At 42.2% G+C, this 25,354-nt stretch carries 24 protein-coding genes; all 24 read left to right on the plus strand.

Annotated features, from left to right (window positions below; genetic code table 11):
• The first annotated feature begins 170 nt into the window (after positions 1 to 170).
• On the plus strand, positions 171 to 3,713 hold the full coding sequence (gene mfd / locus DP73_RS10495; RefSeq protein ID WP_052090552.1) for a transcription-repair coupling factor: 3,543 nt from the start codon (positions 171 to 173) through the stop codon (positions 3,711 to 3,713).
• A 38-nt stretch (positions 3,714 to 3,751) separates the two neighbouring features.
• Entirely contained in the window at positions 3,752 to 4,693 is a 942-nt protein-coding gene (locus DP73_RS10500; protein WP_034599362.1) for a peptidylprolyl isomerase, read from the plus strand.
• Between the two features lie 178 nt (positions 4,694 to 4,871).
• The gene (gene spoVT, locus DP73_RS10505; protein ID WP_034599363.1) at positions 4,872 to 5,432 is read left to right on the plus strand and encodes a stage V sporulation protein T; all 561 of its coding nucleotides are present in this window, start codon (positions 4,872 to 4,874) and stop codon (positions 5,430 to 5,432) included.
• 490 nt (positions 5,433 to 5,922) lie between these two features.
• A complete protein-coding gene (mazG, locus tag DP73_RS10510; RefSeq protein ID WP_034599364.1) occupies positions 5,923 to 7,383 on the plus strand; it encodes a nucleoside triphosphate pyrophosphohydrolase in 1,461 nt (486 codons plus the stop codon).
• A gap of 84 nt (positions 7,384 to 7,467) precedes the next feature.
• On the plus strand, positions 7,468 to 7,743 hold the full coding sequence (locus DP73_RS10515) for an HU family DNA-binding protein (protein WP_007778009.1): 276 nt from the start codon (positions 7,468 to 7,470) through the stop codon (positions 7,741 to 7,743).
• Between the two features lie 124 nt (positions 7,744 to 7,867).
• Positions 7,868 to 8,128 carry an RNA-binding S4 domain-containing protein gene (locus DP73_RS10520; protein WP_034599365.1) on the plus strand — a complete coding sequence of 87 codons (261 nt, stop codon included), beginning with the start codon at positions 7,868 to 7,870 and terminating at the stop codon, positions 8,126 to 8,128.
• 223 nt (positions 8,129 to 8,351) lie between these two features.
• Entirely contained in the window at positions 8,352 to 8,630 is a 279-nt protein-coding gene (gene yabP / locus DP73_RS10525; RefSeq protein ID WP_014901097.1) for a sporulation protein YabP, read from the plus strand.
• 715 nt (positions 8,631 to 9,345) lie between these two features.
• Positions 9,346 to 9,588 (plus strand): sigma factor-like helix-turn-helix DNA-binding protein, encoded by a 243-nt coding sequence (locus tag DP73_RS10535; protein WP_034599402.1) that lies wholly within the window; start codon positions 9,346 to 9,348, stop codon positions 9,586 to 9,588.
• The gene (locus tag DP73_RS10540) at positions 9,563 to 9,874 is read left to right on the plus strand and encodes a septum formation initiator family protein (RefSeq protein WP_034599367.1); all 312 of its coding nucleotides are present in this window, start codon (positions 9,563 to 9,565) and stop codon (positions 9,872 to 9,874) included. Before DP73_RS10535 ends, DP73_RS10540 begins: the two co-directional genes overlap by 26 nt.
• Before the next feature lie 98 nt (positions 9,875 to 9,972).
• On the plus strand, positions 9,973 to 10,362 hold the full coding sequence (locus tag DP73_RS10545) for a S1 RNA-binding domain-containing protein (RefSeq protein ID WP_014901100.1): 390 nt from the start codon (positions 9,973 to 9,975) through the stop codon (positions 10,360 to 10,362).
• Positions 10,363 to 10,575: 213 nt separating this feature from the next.
• Entirely contained in the window at positions 10,576 to 12,660 is a 2,085-nt protein-coding gene (locus tag DP73_RS10550; RefSeq protein WP_034599368.1) for a SpoIIE family protein phosphatase, read from the plus strand.
• A 319-nt stretch (positions 12,661 to 12,979) separates the two neighbouring features.
• Complete coding sequence (locus tag DP73_RS10555) at positions 12,980 to 14,740, plus strand: formate--tetrahydrofolate ligase (protein ID WP_034599369.1); 1,761 nt, start codon at positions 12,980 to 12,982, stop codon at positions 14,738 to 14,740.
• Positions 14,741 to 14,941: 201 nt separating this feature from the next.
• The gene (tilS, locus tag DP73_RS10560; protein ID WP_034599371.1) at positions 14,942 to 16,396 is read left to right on the plus strand and encodes a tRNA lysidine(34) synthetase TilS; all 1,455 of its coding nucleotides are present in this window, start codon (positions 14,942 to 14,944) and stop codon (positions 16,394 to 16,396) included.
• A gap of 77 nt (positions 16,397 to 16,473) precedes the next feature.
• A complete protein-coding gene (gene ftsH / locus DP73_RS10565; RefSeq protein WP_034599373.1) occupies positions 16,474 to 18,393 on the plus strand; it encodes an ATP-dependent zinc metalloprotease FtsH in 1,920 nt (639 codons plus the stop codon).
• Between the two features lie 35 nt (positions 18,394 to 18,428).
• On the plus strand, positions 18,429 to 18,878 hold the full coding sequence (ndk, locus tag DP73_RS10570) for a nucleoside-diphosphate kinase (RefSeq protein ID WP_034599374.1): 450 nt from the start codon (positions 18,429 to 18,431) through the stop codon (positions 18,876 to 18,878).
• 62 nt (positions 18,879 to 18,940) lie between these two features.
• Entirely contained in the window at positions 18,941 to 19,651 is a 711-nt protein-coding gene (locus tag DP73_RS10575; RefSeq protein WP_034599375.1) for a DUF881 domain-containing protein, read from the plus strand.
• Positions 19,651 to 20,361 carry a DUF881 domain-containing protein gene (locus DP73_RS10580; RefSeq protein WP_034599376.1) on the plus strand — a complete coding sequence of 237 codons (711 nt, stop codon included), beginning with the start codon at positions 19,651 to 19,653 and terminating at the stop codon, positions 20,359 to 20,361. The genes DP73_RS10575 and DP73_RS10580 overlap by 1 nt, the downstream gene beginning before the upstream one ends.
• A gap of 47 nt (positions 20,362 to 20,408) precedes the next feature.
• A complete protein-coding gene (locus DP73_RS10585) occupies positions 20,409 to 20,891 on the plus strand; it encodes an HD domain-containing protein (protein WP_034599378.1) in 483 nt (160 codons plus the stop codon).
• Between the two features lie 10 nt (positions 20,892 to 20,901).
• A complete protein-coding gene (gene folP, locus DP73_RS10590; RefSeq protein WP_034599379.1) occupies positions 20,902 to 22,116 on the plus strand; it encodes a dihydropteroate synthase in 1,215 nt (404 codons plus the stop codon).
• Complete coding sequence (gene folB, locus DP73_RS10595; protein WP_034599380.1) at positions 22,103 to 22,468, plus strand: dihydroneopterin aldolase; 366 nt, start codon at positions 22,103 to 22,105, stop codon at positions 22,466 to 22,468. Before folP ends, folB begins: the two co-directional genes overlap by 14 nt.
• A 4-nt stretch (positions 22,469 to 22,472) precedes the next feature.
• The gene (folK, locus tag DP73_RS10600) at positions 22,473 to 22,949 is read left to right on the plus strand and encodes a 2-amino-4-hydroxy-6-hydroxymethyldihydropteridine diphosphokinase (protein WP_034599381.1); all 477 of its coding nucleotides are present in this window, start codon (positions 22,473 to 22,475) and stop codon (positions 22,947 to 22,949) included.
• A 261-nt stretch (positions 22,950 to 23,210) separates the two neighbouring features.
• Positions 23,211 to 24,071 carry a Rossmann-like and DUF2520 domain-containing protein gene (locus DP73_RS10605; protein ID WP_034599382.1) on the plus strand — a complete coding sequence of 287 codons (861 nt, stop codon included), beginning with the start codon at positions 23,211 to 23,213 and terminating at the stop codon, positions 24,069 to 24,071.
• 40 nt (positions 24,072 to 24,111) lie between these two features.
• Positions 24,112 to 24,969, plus strand: a complete 858-nt coding sequence (gene panC / locus DP73_RS10610) for a pantoate--beta-alanine ligase (RefSeq protein ID WP_034599383.1) — start codon at positions 24,112 to 24,114, stop codon at positions 24,967 to 24,969.
• Entirely contained in the window at positions 24,962 to 25,345 is a 384-nt protein-coding gene (gene panD / locus DP73_RS10615) for an aspartate 1-decarboxylase (RefSeq protein ID WP_034599384.1), read from the plus strand. The genes panC and panD overlap by 8 nt, the downstream gene beginning before the upstream one ends.
• The last annotated feature ends 9 nt before the right edge of the window (positions 25,346 to 25,354 follow it).

A 25,354-nucleotide genomic window follows, 5' to 3' on the forward strand; every position in this document is an offset into this window, starting at 1 on the left:
TTTAGAGACTAGGTAGAATAAAATGTTGATGAACGCAACCGCAGCTATGATTGGCCTTAGGGCTGGTAAATGGGGGCCCTTGAGCGGGCGTTCATCTTTTTTGAATGTCGTAAAGAGAATAAGTTGTTATTAATAATGAACCCTAGTAAAGTTTCTTTATACCCGAAAGGATGGACATCTTGAATACTATTCATAATTATCTGCGACGGGGGCTCGATATTAAGGAGATTAATCAATCCTTAAGTCATAAGGAATGGCCCCAAATGATTTATGATTTAACAGGAAGTCAAAAGGCGGCGTTTGTCGCTCAGATTTTTCAAAGATCAAGGCCGGGGTTGATTTTGACCTATTCAGAGGAGCAAGCTCAAAAGTGGGTTAATGATCTACGGACATGGTGTTCAGATCAGACTATTTTACATCTGCCAACTACGGAATGGCTTCCTTTCGAAATATTGGGTAGAAGCAAAGAAACTACTTCCGAAAGAATTCGTGTATTAAATCGGTTGTCACATGACCCAAAATGCACCGTAGTAGCTTCTGTCCTTGCTGTTGAACGTCTCTTATTCCCTTCTTCACGCTGGAGGGAGTTTACTTTGACGTTTGAAATTAGGCAAAGGTACAACTTGTCTGACATTCTTTCCTTACTTATTACCGGAGGATATGAACGAGTAGAGACTGTAGAAGGACAAGGGCAATTTGCTTTAAGGGGCGGAATCTTGGATATTGCCCCCTTGGATGGCGGGGCTGTACGCGTTGAGTTTTTTGATGATGAAGTAGATTCAATCCGAACCTTTGATTTAGGAAATCAGAAATCTACCGGGTCGATGAACAAGGTCTCAGTTTCTCCTGCTATGGAATATATCATTACCAAGGAAGAGTTAGGAGAGCTTCGTTATGCCATCCGGGCTGAGGCCCGCAAAACCACTGGACGGTTGCAGCGCTCAGGGCGAAAAGAAGCCGCTGAGCACCTACAAAATAAAGTTGATTTCTTAGTGGAACGCCTTGAACAGGGGATTCTGGATGAAAATGTTTATCCATTTATAAGTTTAGTCAATACACCACTCGTTCCCTTTTTCTCATATCTTTCCAATGACCATTTTATTGTACTGGATGAGCCTCTGCGTCTAAAAGAACAGTTGGAGTTTCAAGCCAATGAGCGTTTATTGGATTTTACACAGCAATTGGAAAACGGCGAAGGAATTGTTAACCCTGAGTCACAATATATTGCTTACGAGGAGCTATTGAAGTTTGGAGAACATCATCCCTTGATTGGACTTTCTACTCTTCTGAGGCAGGCACCTGGGCTTTCTCCCAAGCGGATTTTTAATCTTAATGCTCGACCTCTAACAGGTTTTATGGGAAAAACAAGTAAATTGGTTGATGAGATTGTACATCGCAAGGATGCAGGGAACGTGGTTGCGCTATTTGTCGGAGATGAGGATCATGTTGAACGGTTGATTCAAGGCCTAAAGGATAGGGGAGTAACTGCAGCTCGTAAAGAGCTGCAGGATCCAGTTGAGGAAGGAAACGTTTATATCTACCCATATTCTCTTGATCAGGGCTTCGAGTTGCCTCTGGGGAAACTGGTTATTCTGACCGAAGCAGAAATCTACAAACGAGAGAGTAAGGCTGCCGGCAAAAAACCAAACACACCGGTTCCAAAGAATGTTTTTGTATCGGATCTTAAGCCCGGAGACTTTGTAGTTCATGTTCATCATGGAATAGGTCAATTTACAGGTATTGAACGGTTAGAAGTAGGTGGCATTGCCAAAGACTATTTTGGGATTCGTTATGCTGGGGAAGACCGGCTTTATGTTCCTTTAGATCAACTCCATCTCCTTCAGAAGTATTTGGGGAGTGCCGGGGAAACTTTGCCGAAGCTTTACAAACTTGGAGGTTCAGAATGGTATAAAGTCAAGAAGAAGACAAGAAGTGCTGTCAAGGAAATGGCTATTGATCTAGTAAAGCTATATGCTCAGAGAGAAGCTATTAAAGGTTATGCTTTTTCCCAGGATAATGTCTGGCAAAATGAATTTGAAGAGAAGTTTCCCTACGTTGAAACCCCAGATCAACTCCAAAGTATTGTCGATGTCAAGTCAGATATGATGCGTTCACGACCTATGGATCGGTTGCTTTGTGGAGATGTTGGCTACGGAAAAACAGAAGTTGCTCTTCGGGCGGCCTTTAAGGCTGTGATGGATAGCAAACAAGTAGCGGTACTTGTTCCTACCACAATTCTAGCTCAACAACATTTCAATACCTTTAAAGAACGCTTTATTGGGTATCCAATAAGCATAGAGATGCTAAGCCGTTTTCGTTCACAGAAGGAACAAAAGGAAATAATTAAGGGACTCAGAGATGGGAAGATTGACATAATAGTGGGGACACATCGTATCCTTTCAGAAGCCGTTAAATTTAATGATTTAGGGTTATTGGTAATCGATGAGGAGCAACGTTTTGGAGTTGCCCACAAAGAAAAACTTAAAACCCTAAAAGGAAATGTAGATGTGTTGACTTTATCCGCAACCCCAATCCCGAGAACCTTGCACATGTCCCTCGTGGGAGTTCGGGATATGAGTGTTATCGAGACCCCGCCGGAAGGGCGTTACCCCGTTCAAACCTATGTTACTGAATTTAGAGCTGATGTGGTACGGGAGGCAATTCGTCGTGAAATCCAACGCGGAGGACAGGTCTTCTATGTGCATAACCGAGTTGAGGATATGGATCAAGTTACGCGTTTCTTGAGTGAATTAGTGCCTGAAGCGAGGTTTGGAGTAGCCCATGGGCAAATGCGTGAAAGAGAATTAGAAAAAGTTATGCTGGATTTTCTAGAACATGAAATGGATGTCTTAGTATCCACAACAATTATTGAAACAGGGCTGGATATGCCTAACGCCAATACTTTGATTATTGATGAGGCAGATCATTTTGGATTATCTCAACTTTATCAACTGCGAGGGAGGGTGGGACGGTCTAATCGTAAAGCTTATACGTATCTTTTGTATAAGCCTCAAAAGGTTCTCACAGAGATTGCCGAAAAACGCTTGGCTGCTATACGAGAGTTCACAGAATATGGAGCAGGATTTAAGATAGCAATGCGAGATTTGGAAATTCGGGGTGCTGGGAATTTAATTGGTGCTCAGCAGCATGGGCACTTGGCTGCTGTAGGATTTGAAATGTATAGTCAGATGCTAAAAGAAGCAGTTCAGGAACTTCGTGGGGAGAAAGTTGAAGAGGCCGTAGAACCCAGCATTGAACTGCAAGTTGATGCTTATTTACCGGATACCTATGTTGCTGATAATCAAACTAAAGCATCATTGTATCAACGCTTAGCTATGGTGCGCGATGAGGGTCAACTTAGTGAGATGGTGGATGAACTGGTCGATCGTTTCGGAACTCCTCCCCGAGAAGTGGAACACCTTATTGAAATTATTCGCATAAAATTATTGGCTAGTTCGTTGAAAATCGAGCAAATCCAGCAGGCCAAACAAAACGTTAGTCTGCGTTTCTTAGCAAACATTGACTTCTTGACCGGTGAACATCTGATGTCCGTGGCGTCAGCATCCCCCTATCCATTGTCGTTTAAAACTATGCCTAATGGAAATTTAGAGTGCAAGATACGTATTCGAACCCTTGGTCAAGAAGCAGCCATTGAGGCAGTTCGCCGGGTACTCTCGACATTTTGCGACATTGCTTCAAGGACAACTCCTTGATATACTATTCTCACGTCTAATTGAAAGGGTGTGTCTATATGAGAAGGTCCCGTGTTGGGTTGATTTATGGAGTGCTGGCGTTGATGCTTGTGACCACGGGGTGCTCTTCGCTGGTTGGAGGTAAATGGGCAGTTAAAGTTAACGAAAGTCCAATCTTAGTGAAAGATTATGATGCTCGTGTTGCAGAGGCCCAGAAAATTTATGAAAAACAGGGTATGAAATTCGATACTGACCAAGGAAAACAAGCATTACCCCAGATCAAGAGTCAATTATTAGATCGTATGGTCGAAGGGGAGCTAATGGCCCAAGAGGTTAAAAAGCTTGCCCTTAATCCAGAGGATGAAAAAGTAAAAGAGCAAGAGGAAACTATTAAAAAGAACATGGGTGATGAAGCGACATTTCAAGATACGCTTAAACAACAAGGAATGTCAGAAAATGAATTAAGAAACTTCTTAGCAGTTTACGGAAAAATTACCAATGATGTTACAGTGAGTGATGCGGATATTAAATCTTTTTATGATCAAAATATTGCCTATTATAGTCAACCTGAAAGTGTAAAGGCTCGGCATATTTTAGTTAAAACTGAAGATGAGGCCAAAGCAATCATCGCTCAATTAGATACGGGCGTTAAGTTCGAAGAGCTTGCTAAAGAAAAGTCCATTGAACCAGGGGCTAAAGAGTCTGGCGGGGATTTGGGATCTTTTACAAAGGGAAAGATGGTTCCTGAATTTGAAACTGCGGCTTTTGCGCAAAAAGTGGGAACCTATTCAACAACACCTGTGAAAACCGAATTTGGGTATCATGTAATTAAAGTTGAAGCTCATACACCTGCAGCGGCTCCAGAATACGAAAAGGTGAAGGGTCAAGTAGGCCAGGACGCCTTGAACCAAGCTAAAGACGCCAAGTTTCAGACCTATTTTGATGATCTTCGTAAAAATGCAAAAATAGAGTATTCTCAAGGATATAAGCCAATAAGCTAGGAAAACCGGGGAAAGAAGGCATTGTGAAGATGCCTTCTTTTGTTTTACATTGGAAAATAATGAATAATTGGCAATCCCTAGATATATACTATCATTGAATTTACAAATAAAAACTACAAAAGCAAAAAGGACAAGACGAAATAAGATTCAAAAACGACAAAAGGAGGAATGTGCGTCTATGAAAGCAACAGGTATAGTAAGAAGAATCGATGACCTCGGTCGTGTCGTTATACCAAAAGAAATTCGTCGGACTCTTCGTATTCGAGAAGGAGATCCGTTAGAGATTTTTGTTGATCGGGAAGGTGAAGTGATATTAAAAAAATATTCCCCTATCCGCGAATTAGGAGAGTTTGCCAAGGAATATGCAGACTCATTATTCGAGGCTACGGGGCATATAACCTGCATTACCGATCGAGATACAATTATCGCCGTCTCTGGGGCATCAAAGAAAGAGTATCTGAATAAATCAATTGGCCCGGCGGTAGAACAAGCAATGGAAGAAAGAAAGACTATACAAATAGGTATAGCAGGAGAACATGCCTCTTGTAAAACATGCCCAGATAATGAGGATGAGGAATGCAAAGTTACTAGTGAAGTAGTTGCACCTATTATTACCCAAGGGGATCCAATTGGTGCAGTGATTCTAATGTCCAAAGATGCTAATATGAAGATGGGTGACTTGGAAGTTAAATTGGTAGAAACCGCTGCCGGATTCTTAGCCAAACAAATGGAACAATAAAACATAATTCCATAGACTTACATAGTTATCGCGGACTATATTAGGCATAGAGATTTTGTAACATACTAAAGGCGCAAACCCCAGGCCCAAAGGATGAATCGCCTAGAATGACTGGTTCTCCATAAAATCTGGGAACATCCCATTGTAGTAGATGTGATAAACTTTAACAAAGCGGTCTCACCGCTTTTTTTTTATACTATCAGAAAGTATAAACTTACGTTATATACTGCAAGAAGGTTTAACCCGTGCGAAGACAGTGTCTTCGTCTAAGCATAAGTGCAACTAAGGCTGCTGCCTCGCCGGAGGCTTGGCACCAGCCAAGTTTTCTTTATATCAGGCAAACTCACAGGTCAATTTTTGTTAGTGTAGAAATAACAGGATTTCCATCACATTCTTAACCTAATATGACCCCGGTAAAGGGTAAGACCAGTGATTTAGCTATACTGACCAAGAAAGTTTGTGGTAAAATATATAAGAGGTGATACCGAAAATGTCTTCGTGTCTTCATGTTATTGGGTTAGGCCCGGCTGGGCTAGAGCAGTTAACCCTTGGAAACTATCGACGTATCTGTAGTGCTAATAAAGTCTTTGCACGCACAGCTCAGCATCCTTGTGTGCAAGACTTAGTGGCCGAAGGGGTATGTATAGAATCATTTGATGAAATCTATGCAAAGGAAAATACTTTTGAGGAAGTCTATGAAAAGATAATTGAGCATCTCCGCCAGGAATTAAGTAAAAGCCCTGAGGTGATCTATACAGTACCCGGACATCCTATGGTTGCGGAAAAGACTGTACAACTAATTGGAGAAAGACTTGCGCAAGAGTATGAGGTAGTAATCCACCCAGCTATGAGTTTTGTGGATGAGATTTTTAGGGTTTTGAAATTCGACCCAATCGATGGAGTCTCCATAATAAACTATAGTGCCCTTAAGGATTTCGAACATACTGGGCGGGAGTGGCTCATTGTTCCCCAAGTGTATAATAAATTAATTGCTTCTGAGGTCAAATTGGATCTTATGGAAGTCTATCCTGATGATGCGTGGGTTTATGTTGTCCAAGCCTTAGGAACAACCTACGAACATATTGACAGGCTTCCGCTTTATGAAATGGATCATGGAGAATACGACCATTTGACAACAATTGTTTTACCGCCCAATACAGAGGTCACCTCTTTTAATAGGTTGGCCAAAGTAATGAAAACTTTGTGTTCGGAAGGAGGTTGTGCATGGGATAGAGAACAAACCCATGAGTCATTAAAGAAATACTTAATTGAAGAAAGCTATGAAGTTATCGATGCTATTGAGAAACAAGATATGTATAATTTGTGCGAAGAGTTGGGAGACTTACTATTGCAAGTAGTTTTTCATGCTCAGATTGCCACTGAAGCAGGTACCTTTGGACTTAAAGATGTTTTGAGAGAAGTTATTCAAAAAATGATTCGTCGGCATCCTCATGTTTTTGGAGAGGAAAGGGCAGAGACCGCGGATGACGTCATTGTCACTTGGGATAAAATCAAATTAAAGGAGAAACAGAGCGAGGCCTCTAAGGAGTCTGACTTCTTTAGTGATCCCAAAGGTTTACCAGCTCTTATGTTGGCGACTTCTACACAACGCAAGGTAGGAAAAATAGGATTTGATTGGTCAGATATTGAAGGCCCTTGGGCTAAAGTGCTGGAAGAATTAAAAGAGCTGGAGAATGCCTTAGCTGATGAGGTTGGAATTCGTGAAGAGTTCGGTGATTTGTTGTTTGCAGTCGTTAATCTTTCGAGGTTTTTAAAGCTTGATGCTGAAGAAGTTTTACGTGATACTATACATAAGTTCCAGAGACGCTTTTTGAAAATGGTTGAGTTAAGCAAAGAAAATGGGATTGATTTTGAGCTTCTTTCTCTTGAACAGATGGATGTTTTCTGGGAAAAGGCAAAATCCCAAGAAAAAAGTGGTAATATGGAGTAATCTAATCCAAAAAAAGCAGGAGAATGGTTTTTTATCGCGAAATATAATTGACGTAGTAGATCAGTTATTTAGGAGGGACTCATTTTGAATAAGGCTGAATTAGTTAGCGCAGTTGCAGAGAAAGCTGACATGTCCAAGAAGGATGCAGAGAAAGCAGTAAAAGCTGTTTTTGAAGTAATTGAGGAATCGTTGGCACAAAGTGAAAAAGTCCAACTAGTTGGCTTCGGTACATTCGAAGTTAAAGAACGTGCGGCACGGACAGGGAGAAACCCACAAACCAAGGAAGAAATTCAAATCCCTGCTGCAAAGGTGCCTGGTTTCAAGGCAGGAAAAGCTCTTAAGGACGCGGTGCAAAAATAAGTCTTCGGACTGGTGATAAAGTCAGGTTCTAGGTCTTTCTAGAACCTGACTTTGTATATCTGCCATTGATTTGTCTTGCCCCAAAGTTTTTTGTAAGGGGCTTTACTACTATAGGGGTGGTTATATGCGAATTGACAAATATCTAAAAGTATCTAGACTAATAAAACGCCGGACGGTGGCTAAAGACGTCTGTGTTGGCGAAAAAATTTCCATCAACGGAAGGGTTGCCAAGCCCTCAGCAGAGGTCAAGATTGGAGATCGAATAATTTTAGAATTTGCTAATCGAGTGATTGAAGTTCAAGTATTGTCAACTCCGAACAGTGTTAAAGCTAATGAAGCACAGACGCTCTACGAATTGATTCGAGATGAACGAAGGACAGAGTAATTAAAGGCTCTGTTTTCAATAACACCGGAAAGCGAAAGAAGCGGCCAAATAATGATGTCTGAGGACAATCAGGATAAGGCGGCTTCTTTGCTTTTATAAAAAATTTAAAGGAAACAAAACAATATGGATTATTTGGGATTAAAACTAAAAACTAATTCCCAATGTCTAAAGTTCGGGCAAGCTGAATAGGGTTATAGAAGAAAAAGAGTTAGGGGGATGGGGCATGGTCGAAAAAGCTGCCAAAGGGCATCGCCTTGTCATGGAGAACCGAGAACTTCTCGAATTGTCGGGGATCCGAAAGGTTCAGTCCTTTGACCCCAAGGAAATTATTCTGGAAACCGAACTTGGGATCTTAAGTGTCAAAGGGGATCAGTTAGGCATCAAGTTGCTAAATCTTGAAGAAGGTTTAGTTGATCTTCAGGGGTCGGTGGGTGCTTTGATCTATCATCGAAGTCCGGGGAATGCTTCACGTCGTGGATTTTTGAACAGAGTATTTCGTTGACCTGGATTAAATGGATTCCTCCCAAAGCTTGTTAGAATGAGAGGGAGAGGAGGAAGGGCAATCTCAGAATTCGAAACATTTTTTTGGGTAATCTTCGCTGGTGCGACGGTGGGATTAGTTTTTGACTTTTACCGTTCTTTTCGTCGCTGGCAAAATTGGGGGCAAATCTCTACGTTTTTCGGAGACGTAACTTTTTCACTAATAGCGATGGTAATACTATTTTACTATTTTGAAAGAGCTAATGCCCTTGACTTCCGCTTGTATATTATTTGGGGGAGTTTGCTGGGTTTGGGGTTGTACCTGAGAGTTTTAAGCCGGTTTGCCTTAAGAGCTTTCTTTGGATTCTATAGATTTATAGCATTTCTCGCAGAGCTTATCCAAAGAGGCATTAGGATTCCTATTCGCGGCTTAGTACTGATCATGCGACCACCCTTCGCTATTTTACAATGGTTAAGTTTGCTTTTGTTTAGATTTGGAGAAGTTATCCTTTTTAAGAGAGTTGTAAACACCAAAATCAAATTGCAGGAATGGTTGAAGAGTCTGTTACCTCCACGAACAAATGGCTAAAATTTTCCAGGGGTATTGATTCCTTAAGGCTTAGTGACTATAATGGAGTTATTATCCCAGATTGTAAGTAGTTTGTACATGGTTTGTAGGTAATATGTCCACAGTATATCCACAAATTGTGAATAACTTTAAGCAAGGGCGTGCCGGGGTGCAACTAGAAATTAGAGGTTTGGAAAAACTTAGTTTTCGGGAACGCCAAGCTGTAATTCTCAAAGAAAGTGGAAGATCTTTAGAGGACATTGCTAAGCGCCTTCATCTTAGTCAGAGCTCAGTTGCTACGTTATTAACCCGGGCAAGAAGTAAGGGGTACGAAATTGTGTGTATTATTCCAGGTACGGAACTTGGGTTAGGAGGAGAGGAATTAGATGAAGAGGGCTCATCAGAAGACTAACTTAAGAAATTACCAAAGAGTCCGAATTCGTCAAAGCTCCATTCTTATATTTTTAGCAGTCATGATAATCGTCGGGAGTTCGATGTGGCAGATCTGGAATCTTAGAACTAGGGTAGACGGTCAACTGGCTCAGCTGAATGAGGAAAAGGCTAAATTGCTTAAACAAGAGAAACTTCTTAATGAAGAAATTACTCGTTTAAACACTCCGAGTTACATTGAACAGTTAGCCCGTGAACAGCTAGGCCTAGTAAAACAAGGTGAAATTCTCATTTCTCCCAAGAATTAGTACTGCACATTAATCTTCTTAACCTTGACAGGCATGAAATCTACTGCATATAATATAGTAAGTATAGATAGATCATCACAAGGAGGAGTTTGCTTCGTATGGCCATTGACGTTGGCAGTATTGTTGAAGGTGTCGTTACAGGGATCACGAACTTTGGGGCATTCATTGAATTGCCGGACCGAATTACCGGACTAGTACATATCTCGGAGGTCGCAGATGCTTATGTCAAGGACGTTCGAGATTACTTAAAGGAACAAGACCATGTTAAAGTAAAGGTCATTCACGTTGACGAAAAAGGGAAAATAGGACTCTCTATTAAACAAGCAAACCCCACTGTTCGTAATGTGGGTCGTGAACGCCGTCTTCCGCCGACTGTGTCCTTTGAGGATAAATTGGCTAAGTTTATAAAAGACAGTGATGAACGTCAAACTGAATTTCGTCGTGCCACAGACTCTAAACGTGGAGGTAGAGGATCAAGTCGTTACTAATATAACCGCCGAAAGGCGGTTTTTTATTTTTTTTAATTTAAGGCAATTACTAAAATGCTGGAATATTTTTTTGCCATAAAGAACATCTCCGTGTTTTTAAGAGATTAACTGTGAAGGAAGTCGAAAGTTTCTGTGCGTTATTGACGTTACTAGACAAGCTTTGCCAATAATTTAAGCTATAATATTACCAATAAATGGTTAAGAGGTGACATTATGGCAGAGTGGGCGACACTGAAACTAGATCAAGGTCTGCGAAGCAGAATTTCCATTGAAAGTACGGTTCTTCCCATGTTATTAGGGGGGGTGTTGGCTCGAGGAAGCATTTTTGAGTTATACCCCTTCGGGGTCGCTTTTGGGGCAGCATTGATACTTAGAGGGGAGAAAGGATTTCCGTTTGGTATACTTGGCATTTTAATTGGTATGGTATCATTAAATGACATATCCTTCGTCTTAAAAAGTGTAGCTGTTTTAGCCTCCTTGATGGTTATTTTACCTTTAATGCGGAAGAAAAATCATGAAGGGGCTTATTTGGTTATAGCAACAAGCGTTATGACAGCCTTAGTCTCATTTCTTACAATTACCTTTACAGATCCTGATCCTTATGCCTTTTTGATAGTTGCGCTACAGGGAATGATTGTAGGAGGATGCTCAATTATTTTTTGGTTTGCTTTATGTCATAAAGAAGTAATCTGGAAGGGCGAGTTTCAAAACGAACAAGGTATTGCTTGGCTTTTTATTCTAATTGGTGTAATCAGTGGTCTCCAAGGGGTTCAGGTCATGGGAGTTAATTTTGCTATTGTCTTATTGAGCTTTTTCACTTTATTTGTTTCAGAACGTTATGGGGCCGGAACTGCGGCAGGTGTGGGAGCACTCCTCGGTTTTATGCCCCAATTGTCTATAAGTACTCAGAATCTGATTGATGCGGGAATATATGGTTTGGCAGGATTTTGTACCGGAGCCTTCCGGCGATTCGGCAAACTGGGAATAGGGACGGCCTTTATAGCGGTTATGCTGATGCTTACTATTTTCCTGCGTCAGGAGGCAATCTATTCTCAGCTTATTTCTTCAACGGTAGGCCTGTTTCTCTTTTTGATTTGGCCGGGAGCAACACCGGAAAAGAATTTTTTAAAGCCTAAAGTTATACCGGAAGTTGAGACAACAGTTTCTAAAGTTAAGGCTTTGTCGGAGATCTTTGATCAGATTGCCATGAGTTATCAGGCTGCAGAAGCGGAGTCTTTTGAGATGCGTCCGGAGGTTCCGGAATTAATGAATGTCCTGGTTGAGCGGGTATGCCATTCCTGTCCGACAATGGATGTTTGTTGGAATCGAGAGTTTTACAAAACATACCATATCTTTTTCGAGCTTTTTGGCCTGGTAGAAAAGGAAACAGATGTAAAATTGCAATCCTTACCAATTGAGTGGAAACGACACTGCGGACGATTAAAAGAAATGTTGTTGGGAGTTCAGTTTATTATTGAGCAAGAAAGAAGCCAAGAAACATGGCGACGCCGCTTGATAGGCAATCAAGAGGCATTGTCCAGGCAATTTCTCAACGTTTCACAAGTTATCGGAAATTTGGCGAAAGAGCTGCACACACAACATAACTGGGAAGTAGTAAAACCATCAAATTTAGCACGCCGGCGTCGCTTCTTTCTAGATGTAGGGATAACCACATTTGCTAAAACCGGAAACGGAATGAGTGGAGATAATTATGGTTCAATTGCCTTCTCATCAAAAGAACACGCCTTTGTTCTGAGTGATGGGATGGGTGTGGGGGAAAATGCTGCGAAGATGAGTGCAACAGCCTTAACCCTTCTAGAGCAGCTGTTAACAACAGGTTTTAAGCCTGAGGGTGCTATTCAAGCACTTAATTCCATTTTAGTATTGCGATCGCCTGAAGAAAGCTTTGTAACAATCGATATGGCCATCCTTGATTTAGAATCTACCGGGTTGAAGTTAATAAAAGTAGGGGCATCACCCTCCTATTTGATTGGACAAGATGGAGTTAAGAAAATCGAATCATCAAGCCTTCCGGCAGGTATTTTAAACCAGATTGATACTCCCGTTATTGAAATGGATATGCAGAGTGGGGAAGCGCTTATTTTGTTAACCGATGGCGTGCAAGATGTTATAAAGGAAGGGGGGGACTGGATTATGGAGTTTTTGGAGAAGACCCCCTTAGATAAATCTCAGGAAATGGCGGATCTTATTGGTCAGGAAGCTCGCAGAATAAGCGGGGGGGATTTGGATGATGATGGGATAGTCATGGTCATTCGAAAAAACTTTTGGAGTACCTGATATTTTTGATGTGGAAAACCTGCCTAAAAGATTAAAGTAAAAGCAGGATATCAGAAATGCGTGTCGAATCAAACTATTGTGTCTATTTCAAGACCGCCCGGCACCCAGAATCAGAAATAATTGTTGGGAAAATTTTAACTCTACGATGTATTTTTCACTTAAAATAAAAATACATTTTGTGGAATATACTAATTCTTATTGATTAGGAGGCTGCGAAGGGATTGACTATTTTTAGATACTACTGTTAACTGAGGTGCGGGAAAGCTTTCCATATTATTTAGGGAAAGTAGAAATTCATTATAAGGGAGCGGATTTAAAAATGGCTTGGGATGCAACAAAACTTAAAGACTGGCAGATTGCCGAAGAGGCCGAGAAAAACATGCCTACCGTGGAAGAATTGATCGAAAAACTATCCCTCAGGAAAGAGGAAATAATTCCATATGGAAAAACCCCTAAAGTTGACTTTCTGAAAATGATGGAGCGCCTTGGAGATAAACCTGATGGCAAATATATTGAAGTAACAGCAATTACTCCAACACCACTCGGTGAGGGAAAAACTACAACGACCCTGGGGCTTATTGAAGGACTGGCTAAGAGAGGCAAGAATGTTGGTGGCGCAGTACGTCAACCCTCCGGCGGTCCAACCATGAATATTAAGGGGACTGCTGCAGGTGGTGGCAACGCCCTCTTAATTCCAATGACTGAGTTTTCTTTAGGACTCACAGGAGATATTAATGACATCATGAACGCCCATAATCTTTGTATGGTCGCCCTAAACGCTCGGATGCAGCATGAGGCTAACTATACAGATGAAGAACTAGCTAAAAGAGGCTTGAAGCGTTTGGACATAGACCCTAAAAATGTTGAAATGGGCTGGGTTATCGATTATGCAGCTCAAGGACTAAGAAATATTATTATTGGTATTGGCGGTAAAAAAGATGGTTTCCAAATGCAATCTAAATTTGGGATTGCTGTTGGATCAGAGTTAATGGCCATTTTGGCTGTCGCTAAAGACCTTCCGGATCTCAGAGAGCGGATTGGCAAGATCGTAGTTGCTTATAATAAAACTGGTCAACCTGTAACTGCTGCAGATTTAGAAGTTGACGGTGCTATGACTGCTTGGATGCGGAACACCATTAATCCAACTATTTGTTACACTGCTGAAGGTCAACCGGTTATGGTTCATGCCGGGCCTTTTGCTAATATTGCAATCGGGCAATCATCCATTATTGCGGACCGGGTTGGTCTGAAAATGTTTGATTATCATGTTACTGAAAGCGGCTTCGCTGCCGACATTGGATTTGAGAAGTTCTGGAACGTTAAAGCCCGACTGGGCGGCTTAAAGCCAAATGTTTCTGTTCTCGTAGCAACAATTCGGGCGCTTAAAATGCATGGCGGCGGACCCGCAGTGGTACCGGGTCGTCCATTACCTGATGAGTACACCAAGGAAAATCTTGAACTGGTTGAAAAGGGATGTGCGAATCTATTACATCACCTAGAAATCATTAAGAAATCCGGGATTGTACCTGTTGTTTGCATTAATGGGTTCTATACAGATACTCAAGCTGAAATCGATTTAATCAAGAAGATAGTTGGAGCTGCGGGTGCTCGTTGTGCCCACTCAGATCACTGGCTCAATGGCGGCGATGGCGCTTTAGAATTAGCGGATGCAGTTATGGATGCCTGCGAAGAAGAGTCCAATTTCAAATGCCTATATCCGCTGGAAATGCCCCTTCGTCAACGTGTTGAGCTTATTGCTAAGGAAGTTTACGGTGCAGATGGTGTGGATTGGTCACCTGAGGCTGAAGCTAAGGCTAAGAGATTTGAAGCAGATCCCTATTATGCTGATTTCTCAACTATGATGGTAAAAACTCATTTAAGTTTATCTCATGATCCTGCACTGAAAGGTGTTCCTAAAGGTTGGAGACTGCCTATCCGTGATGTATTAGTTTACGGAGGAGCAAAATTCCTTTGCCCAATGGCAGGTGCAATTAGTTTAATGCCAGGAACAAGCTCAGACCCAGCTTACCGAAGAATTGATGTAGATACAAAGACTGGTAAGGTAAGTGGATTGTTCTAAAAGTATGGTCTTGTTTGAAAGAATTGAGCCCTGAGAAATCAGGGCTTTTTCTATTTGTTGAACGGGTAATTGCATATGTCCATAGAATTTATGGGCAAAGAGTGTTTGTTTTTAAAGAAAGTGTTAAACTAGTTTAAGAAGATAAGTTATAAAGTATTTTTTCAGTGGAAAGATATAAGTATTGAACAAAGGAGACGCAAGATGTACGAGCATTTGCGCAAATACATACTGCCTCAATTAATTCCTCCGCAAACTAAAGTTATGGTTGCAGTATCCGGCGGGCCGGATTCTATGGCTTTAAGTCATATCCTTTGGAGATATGTACAGGAGGAACCGGGCAGAGGAATATCTCTTGTATTAACCCACGTACATCATGGGGTTCGAAAAGAGTCTGATGATGAAGCGGTCTTGGTTCAACAAATGGCTGACAAGTGGAGGCTTCCCTGCCTTATTCATCGGTTTGATTCAAAGCAATATGCCAAAGAGGTTGGAAAATCGTTCCAGGAAGCCGCCCGAGAGTGGAGATATGCCCGGTGGAAAGCAGACATGGAGGAATATAAATGCTCTCTATTGGCTACGGCTCATCACCTAGGAGATCAAGCTGAGACGATTCTATATCGTCTGCTTAGAGGAAGTGGAACGGCAGGATTAGCTGGAATGTACCCTGCCAAGGACTCAATTATTCGCCCTCTGCTTACCTTTTCCAAAGCAAGTGTTTTAGAATATTGTGCTAGAGAAGCAGTCCCTTATGCCCTTGATCATTCAAATGAAGAGCCGGTATACGTAAGGAATCGTATCCGCCTAGAGTTATTGCCGGAATTAGAGAGAAGCTACAATTCCCGCATTCAGGAGATTTTAGGGCGTACTGGAGAGCTCTTGCGTTGGGATGAAGAGTATTTAACGACACAAGTGGAGGCTGCTTGGCTTCGTTACCACAGAGAAGATCTTAAAGGAACCACTTGTCTTACTTTAGATGTATTTAAAGAACCAGCCGCCATACTTTCTCGCTTATTGCGAAAGGCAGCGATGCAAGTCACCCAGGAGCCTCGAGGAATAGGTTTTTCCTATATTAATAAGATTATATCTTCTCAGGGAAGGATCGGTTGGATGCAGGATTTACCGGGCTTGAGAGTTGAGATTACAAATGGAGGATTGATATTTAGTCCTCCGCAGCCCAATAAAGTGCGATTATATAGGGGCGTTGACAAGGAAGATGTCCCGCCGGGGATAGACATAGTGACCCCGTTATTCTTGGAAAAGTGGACAGAAATCCCCGAACTTGACATTGCCATTGGCTTTCTAGGAGAGGAGGATCTTACCTCGTTAAACACCGAGGCAGGACTTGAATATCAGATGGCAGTCTTTAGCCGTGACCGCTTAACACCTGTGGCAGAGTCGTTGGTGTGCCGCTATCGGAGAGAAGGGGACAAGATGTGGACTCGAGGTGTTGGGCATAAGCCGCTTAAAAAGGTTTTTCAGGAGGCTAAGATAGGGGAGAAAGAGAGGAGCAAAATACCTTTAGTTGCTCTTGGAAACGAGGTGCTATGGATCCCGGGAGTTCGGCAAAGTGGGCTATATCATTTCGGTTATAGTGGAGAAAAAATCTATTGTATTCTTGTACCACGAAGGGATGTTAGCAATTTGAATTCATTGTAAAAACTGATACTGCATGGTATAATATGAAGAATTGCTTCTTAGTGAAGTAGCTTCTTAACTAGAGAGGAGGACCATATTTGAAGGTCTTAAAGAATGCGGCAATTTATATACTTATAATTCTCATGGCAATAGTCTTAATAAAGTGGTCGACCCCTCCTGTTAATAAAGAGGTAGGTCTGGATTATAACGCTTTCAAAAAGGCGGTTGTAGAGAATCAGGTTAAAAGTGTGGTGGCTGTTGTTGACAACAATTCCACTAAGTATACCGTTACTATGAAAGACGAGAAAAAACATGAGGTTATCGGACTTGCCTCTGACCCGCAGCTTGTAGCAGATTTATATGCTCACGGTCTTCCACTGGTTGTGGAATCACCGCCTAAGTCTCCTTGGTGGATGGGTCTTTTAACTACCATGTTGCCCATCATTGTTATTGTAGGTTTGTTTTTCTTTATGATGCAGCAAAGTCAAGGCGGCGGCAACCGAGTGATGCAGTTTGGGAAGAGTAAAGCCCGCTTGGTTAGCGAAGATAAGAAAAAGGTGACATTTGCAGATGTAGCCGGTGCCGACGAAGTCAAAGAAGAGCTTCAAGAAGTTGTTGAGTTCTTAAAATCTCCGAAGAAGTTTCATGAGTTGGGTGCTAAGATTCCAACAGGTGTTCTGCTGTTCGGACCTCCAGGAACAGGTAAAACCTTACTCGCACGAGCGGTCTCCGGAGAAGCCGGGGTGCCATTCTTTAGCATAAGTGGTTCAGACTTTGTTGAAATGTTTGTTGGAGTCGGGGCCTCTCGAGTTCGAGATTTATTTGAACAAGCCAAGAAGAATGCTCCTTGTATCGTTTTTATTGATGAAATTGATGCGGTTGGCCGACAACGGGGAGCTGGTTTAGGTGGAGGACATGATGAGAGGGAGCAGACTCTGAATCAACTTCTTGTAGAAATGGATGGTTTTAACGGTAATGATGGAGTTATTATCATTGCTGCTACAAATAGGGCGGATGTTCTTGACCCAGCATTATTGCGACCCGGTCGTTTTGATCGGCAAGTGATTGTTGATGTTCCGGATGTTAAAGGCCGAGAGGAGATCCTCAGAGTTCATGCTAAGGATAAACCACTGACAAAAGACGTTGATCTAGAGGTTATTGCTCGTCAAACTTCTGGATTTACTGGTGCTGATTTATCGAATCTCTTAAATGAAGCTGCTCTACTCTCAGCGCGGCGGAATGAAACTCAGATAAAACAACAGGCAGTAGAAGACTCGATTGAGCGAGTAATTGCTGGACCGGAGAAGAAAAGCAGAGTAATTAGTCCTTTTGAGAGGAAGCTGGTTTCTTATCATGAAGCCGGGCATGCACTATTGGGAGAACTACTCACTCATACAGATCCTTTACACAAGGTCTCCATTATTCCGCGGGGGAGAGCTGGGGGCTATACGCTTCTTCTGCCAAAGGAAGATCGGAATTATATGACCAAGTCACAACTGCTTGATCAAGTGGTAATGCTGCTTGGTGGGCGTGTGTCAGAAGCAATAGTACTTCATGAAATCAGCACAGGTGCCTCAAATGACTTGGAGCGTGCCACGGGAATAGTACGCAAAATGATTACTGAATTAGGGATGTCCGAGGAATTAGGTCCACTTACTTTTGGTCATAAAGAAGAACAAGTCTTCTTAGGCAGAGATATTTCTCGTGATCGAAGTTACAGTGATGCTGTTGCATACTCCATTGACAAAGAGGCCAGACGTATTATTGATAGCTGCTATCAGAAGGCTCAAGATCTCATTACGCAAAATATTGACAAGTTACATGCCATTGCTCAGGCATTAATGGAAAAAGAAACCCTTGATGTCAAAGATTTTGCAGCGTTAATGGAAAAGTTCGATCAAAGGCTTGAGGGCAGTGAAAAAACCCTTGACGGATTAGACGGCCTTGAGATAAAAGAGAGGCAAGATTCGGAATTGCCAGGTCAAACAATTGAAGATGCGTTTAATAAAATTCAATAGACTATAGAAGTTTCAGATTAAGGAGAGGACGTAGGATGGAACGCACATTTATTATGCTTAAACCAGATGCAGTTCAGAGGGGATTAGTGGGAGAGGTCATTAGTCGATTTGAAAAAAAGGGCTTTAAGCTCGCAGGTATGAAGCTTATTCAGGTGCACCGGGACTTGGCGGAAGAACATTATGTAGAGCATAGGGGCAAAGGGTTCTTTGAGCCTACTGTTGATTACATCATGTCTTCTCCTGTAGTGGCGATGGTTTGGGAAGGCAAGAATGCTGTTGCCTTAGCTCGTGAGCTGATGGGAGCGACAAACCCGGCAAGTTCTAATCCTGGCTCTATTAGAGGCATGTATGGGATGGATATCAGCAGAAATGTTATACATGGGTCCGACTCTCTCGCTAGTGCTGAACGGGAGATTGCTCTTTACTTCAAACCAGAGGAACTTATAGACTATAAAAAAGCCGGCGAAGAATGGCTGAGTGAATAAAGAAGGGACGCCCGCAGGGGTGTCCTTTTTTCAAGTAGCAGTGGCAAATGGAGGTGTAATGAATGCGCTTAGATAAAAAGGAACGGTCTCTCCTGGGCTTATCTACAATTCTCCTTGGATTTCTCTTTGTGCTTCTGATTAAAGCTCAGGGAGTAGCGGGCAATCAGGTGACATTTCAGGAAAATGCTGTTCCCAGTCTGATCAAAACTGAACAAGAGAACCAACAACTCTCGTTAGAGAATGCCAAGATCCAAGAGGAGTTAGTCAAATATGCCCAAGGCCAAAGTGCCTCGTCTTTATTAAATCAGCAGGTTCAAGAGGCGATGATGAATGCCGGCTTAATAGAACTTGCAGGGCCGGGTGTGCAAATTACACTAGATGACTCGACGCGTGTAGCTACCGGGGACGAAGATCAGAATAAGTATTATATTCATGAGGAATATATTCGCGAAATCTTAAATGCTCTTTGGAATGGCGGAGCGGAAGCTGTGGCTATTAATGGACAGCGTGTGACTACCCATACAGAGGTCTTCTGCGGAGGATCGTTTATTCAAATTAATGGCACACGACAAATGCCTCCTTATGTAATTGGGGCAATAGGTGATTCTCATAATCTGTCTGCGGCTTTGAAGTTTTATGGTTGGGATAGACTGGGGGAATTTCAGGAGCAGTATGGAATAACTCGAAAGCTCGAAGTATTAGACAACATTGTGACTCCGGCTGGCAAACTAAAAGAATATCGTTATGCTGAACCTGTCAAGGAGGGAACATAATGCAGCGTTGGAAAAGAACTTTAGCTTTACCTGTTACTATGGTGGCAATTGCTTTAGGCTTTTTAATTGCTCTTCAGGCCCAAACACAAAAGAATGTATCCGCCGCTGAACAAATTAGCGAGCAACGTATGAGCCAAATGAAGGCAGTTCTTACTAATTCACAAGAGCAAAATGCTCAGCTCCAAAAAGAACATCAAGAGTTATCTGCAAGGTTGGATATAGCGCGTAAACAGGTGGGAACAGATCCACAACTTCTGGTACATTTAAAACAACTCCAAATGCTTGATGGTACACAGTCAGTTGAAGGTCCGGGAATTCTGATCAGTATCGATGACCGTAGTAATAAAGTTGCTTTTCCCCTTAACACCAATGATATTGCAACTATGATCAATATTTTGAAGTTAGCCGGAGCGGAAGCAATTAGTATTAATGATCAACGAGTCGTTGGTTCCACGGCCATTGTGTTAAGTGGAAATTCAACCATCTTAGTTAATCAAGTGCCTGTGAATCGGTCGGAGGGGGTTCCCTACGAATTGAGTGCGATCGGAGATCAAGCCACCCTAATGGATTATTTTTCGGAACTTGAAGCGGTGGTCCTTAAGCAGAGAGGGATGACGGTCAGTATCTCCAGAAAATCCCTGAGAATCCCATCCTTCAAAGGGTCCTATACATTTAAGCAAGCTAAACACTTTGATTCTGAGGAGTCTTAGAATCAGATACATGGCGCTCATGAGGGGTGGGGGACAGGTTGTATTCAATGACACGCGTCAATCGTTTAATAGACCATAAGGATTTTGAGAGTTATTTACAAAAAAATGCTGAATTAGAGAAAGAGCGCCTTTTTTGTAAACACGGCTTTGAGCATGGACTAAATGTTGCGCGTATAGCTTATGCTTACCTTTTAGAAAAGGGAGATTTCCATTCCTCCAAAGAATTAATTTATGCTGCGGCATTGCTTCATGATATTGGACGTTGGGTTGAATATCAGACGGGCGAAGATCATGCTGAGGCCAGTGCTCGTTTGGCCTACCCTCTGCTTGCAGAATGTGATTTTAGTTCAGAGGATATCGGAGTCATTTTAGAAGGGATTCGCGAACATCGGCTACACCATAATGATGAGTTAAGCCGATTAGGTGAGGCATTAGCCAGAGCCGACGATTGGTCCAGAGATTGTCGATATTGTGGAGCTCAAAGTTCATGCTACAAATTTAAGCCTGCGATGAAGCAGATTATGTATTAAGGAGGCAACAATGCAAGTATATGGAATGCGCTGGGTTGCGATTAATAATTTGCAAGAATCTAGGATAGCCTTGACACAGATAGGATCCGATCCGGGAGGAGTAGCCCAAATGGCCGGCAAGGGAATAGGGCGTGCTATAAAATTAGAGCAGGTTCCGTTGCGAGTAGCCCATATTCTCAAACAAGAGATGCTTTCCGTTGGAGGGGATGCTGCTGTACACCGGGAGGTAATAACTAATAACATAGATGCAACAGATGTCATGTTATTAGGTACAGTACGGCAATTAGAACACCTGGCGAAGAAGGTGCTGGCACAACCATTTGGACTTAAGAGCCTTGGACATGCTCTTAAGCAACTTCTGACTGATTTAGAGCCAGCCAATATCCGTAGTATAAATTGCCGTGGAAAGGAACTTATTCTGGGGGGGCGTACCCTGGTAATGGGGATTTTAAATGTAACTCCGGATTCGTTTTCTGATGGCGGCAAATTCAATAGCTTAGAAGACGCCGTCCTTCAAGCGGAATGCATGATAGAAAATGGCGCAGATATTCTAGATATTGGTGGAGAGTCAACACGACCAAACTATTCGGGCATTAGTGCCGAAGAGGAATGGATGCGCTTAGAACCGATATTAAGGATGCTGCTAGAACGAGTAAATATTCCCATTTCAGTAGATACCTATAAGGCTAGTGTAGCGGCTAAAGCTCTTGAAGCAGGGGCCCACATGATTAATGATGTATGGGGATTGCAAAAAGACCCGGATATGGCCAAAGTTGTCGGTGATTTCCAAGTTCCTGTTGTTGTTATGCACAATCAAGATGGAACGGCCTATCATCACTTGATGGGCGATATTTTTGCATTTTTACAAAAGAGCATTGAATTAGCTGAATCCTATGGCTTAGAGAGAGATCAAATTATTGTTGATCCGGGAATTGGATTTGGGAAAACGACGGAACAAAATCTTGAGGTCATGGCTCGCTTGGCTGAGTTTAAGACATTAGGGCATCCAGTATTATTAGGGACTTCGCGTAAGTCAATGATTGGTAATACCTTAAACCTGCCCGTCAATGAGCGCTTAGAGGGGACACTGGCCACCAGCGTTTTAGGGATTGTTTCTGGTGTGGATATTATTCGTGTTCACGACGTTAAGGCTAATAAAAGAGCAATGCAAATGGCCGATGCGATTGTAAGGGGACAGAGAGGAGCGGGCTATGTCGGGGCATGATGTTATTCATTTAAGGGGACTGGAATTTTATGCATACCATGGAGTGATGCCGGAAGAGCAGGTATTGGGACAGAGATTCTTAATCGATCTGGATCTTTTTCACAATTTGCAGAAGGCAGGTTCTTCAGATAATGTGGATGATACTATTCATTATGGTGAAGTATATCAAGTGATTAAAACATGCGTAACTGAAGGCAGATATCTGTTAATAGAACGCCTGGCGGAAGAGATTGCCCAGAGAGTACTAGATCAGTTTGCCTGTAAGTCGCTGCGAGTAGAAGTGCATAAACCACAAGCGCCTATTCAAGGTCTTTTTAAGGATGTTTCAGTGGAGATTTGGCGAAGCAGGTGATTGAATGAGATCGTTCTTAGGATTAGGAAGTAATCTGGGGGATCGAGGATATTATCTCAGCGAGGCTATTTCAGCTTTGGAAGGCCCAGCTATTAAAGTTATTACCTCATCTCGTATCTATGAAACCGAACCCTGGGGAAGACTAGACCAACCTTTATTCTGGAATCAGGTCGTGGAAGTCGAGACAAGCTTAGAACCACTGGAACTCCTTCATGTTTGTCAGGAAATTGAACTTCGCTTAGGGAGAGTCCGCAAAGAACATTGGGGGTCAAGAACGATTGACATTGACCTGCTTATTTATGATAATAGGGTTAGTGAGTCTGAAGAGTTAAGATTGCCTCATCCGTATTTGGAAGAACGAGCTTTTGTTCTTGCCCCTTTGCGGGAAATAGCTCCGGAACTCGTTTTGCCTTCCGGAAGATCAATAAATGAAGTTGATGGGGAAGGGAAGGTCTATCCTCTGACCATAAATAAACAATAAATCTAATTGGACAATATCAAACCATGAATTGTACTTAATTAGATTAAAAAATATTTGCACGATGTCAGAATTATAAGAAATATGTTAAAATTTATACAGATTTAAATTCAGTATGACAGTGTTTTTTAGTTAAATAATCAGCCCGCTTGGATCTTGAAGACCGAGACGGAGGGAACGATATCCTTCACGCTCGTGGGGGTATTTTTTTGTTGTTCGACAGTTACTTAAGTTTGAATAGTTAATTATGAGAAGGAGATCGGGATGAAATTTGGGGTTATTGGAGCAGGAATTGTAGGAACTGCTTTAGCGGTACAGTTGACGAAGGCGGGACATCAGTGCGTAGGGGTGCATACCCGAAGTCGTCTCTCTTATGAACGTTTTCGAGGTTTTATCAACAAGGATCATCTGCAGTTAGAGGAACTTGTGCCAGCAGTTGATTGTTTATTTGTTACGACTCAGGATGGGATAATCCCTTTGATTGCGGAAAGTTTGGTCGCCAAAAAGCTTGTTGTTCCTGGCCAAGTCTGGATTCATTGCTCGGGATCCCTTCCTTCGACAATTTTACGTGTTCAGAAAGATTTGCCCGTCAGGTGCTTATCATTACACCCACTGCAAGCCTTTGCAAGTGTAGAGAATGCGTTGATGATCCTGTCGGGAACTCATTTTGGCGTAGAAGGCGAGGAAGAGGAACTAGGTACAGATATTGTAAAAGATCTAGGTGGTATCCCACATAAGATTTTGGCTAGCGAAAAGACTCTTTATCATGCCGGTGCAGTTGTTGCCTCAAATTACTTGGCGGTTCTTGCTTCGATAGCGGTAGACCTTTTTGCTGAGGCAGGTATTCCAAGAGACGAAGCATTAGCTTCGTTATTGCCACTAATGCAAGGAACCCTCTCTAATTTAGAGCGAGTTGGGTTACCCCAAGCGTTAACAGGTCCAATTGCTCGAGGAGATGCTCAAGTGGTAAAAGGACATTTAGACCAACTGCCGCCTAGGCTTACAGAGATTTATAAGGGTTTAGGGTTGAAAGCTTTAGAGTTAGGGGAAAGCAAGAGATCTATTCAAGGCTTAAATTATTCTCCGGAAGAGCTTGATATGTTAAGAAGGCTGCTTGGTGGATAATTGCTTAAACCGTTTTTCCTAAAGAAAGGTGGAATGTCAAATGAAGAGAACGTCTCGTATATCCGATCTGCGTAATATTATAACTGAAGAAAAAAACCGGGGGCGAAAAATTGCTTTTGTCCCTACTATGGGTTTTTTACATCATGGACATCTGACCTTAATTGACCAAGCTAAAGAAACCGGAGCATTTTTGGTAGTGAGCATTTTTGTTAACCCCTTACAATTTGGCCCTAATGAAGATTTGACACGTTATCCTAGAGACATAGAACGTGATGCTCTTTTAGTTGAGGCAGCCGGGGTTGATGTCCTTTTCCATCCGACGGTTGAGGAGATGTATCCTGAAAAAATGGTAACGTTTGTAGAAGTCGGAGAATTAGATGCCATGCTGTGCGGGGCAAACCGTCCTGGGCATTTTCGTGGCGTAGCAACGGTGGTCAATAAGTTGTTCAATATTGTTCAACCGGATATGGCTTTTTTTGGACAGAAAGACTATCAGCAGTATCAAATTATTAAACGAATGGTTAATGATCTTAGTCTTCCGATTCAGATTTGTCCTGTTCCCATTGTGCGTGAAGACGATGGATTGGCGATGAGCTCGCGAAATGTCTTCTTAAATCCTGAACAACGGCAGGAAGCCTTAATTCTGTCTCAGAGCCTTAATGAAGCAGAGAGAAGCATTCAAATGGGGCAGAAATCAGCTCGGGAAATTGAAGAACAGATAAAAAAGAGTATAACCTTAAAAAGTCAAGGGGTCATTGACTATGTTGAAGTCAGGGACGCTAGTGACTTGACTGAAGTGACAGATATTAGGCAACCAGTTTTAATTGCTTTGGCCGTTAAATTTGGGACAACCCGTTTAATTGATAATAAGGTTGTGGAGGTTAAGCAGGATGTATAGAACAATGATGAAATCAAAAATTCATAAGGCGGTAGTAACTGAGGCAAATCTCCATTATGTAGGCAGTATTACAATTGATAGCGCTTTAATGGAATTGGCGGATTTATTAGAAAATGAAAAGGTTCAAGTAGTTAACAATAATAATGGAGAAAGACTCGAAACTTATGTTATTCCTGGAGAGAGGAATTCAGGAGTAATCTGCTTGAATGGTGCAGCTGCCCGTAAGGTGCATGTTGGAGATGAAGTTATCATTATTTCCTATGCCGTCTTAACCGATGAAATAGCTCGGCGGTATACCCCAAAAGTTGTCTTTGTTAATGAGAAGAATCAGGAGACCAAGATTTCTGATCGGGAAGTCCATGGGCAGAAGGCTTGACAAAGCCAA

Source organism: Desulfosporosinus sp. HMP52 (assembly GCF_000765145.1).
Taxonomy (GTDB): domain Bacteria; phylum Bacillota; class Desulfitobacteriia; order Desulfitobacteriales; family Desulfitobacteriaceae; genus Desulfosporosinus.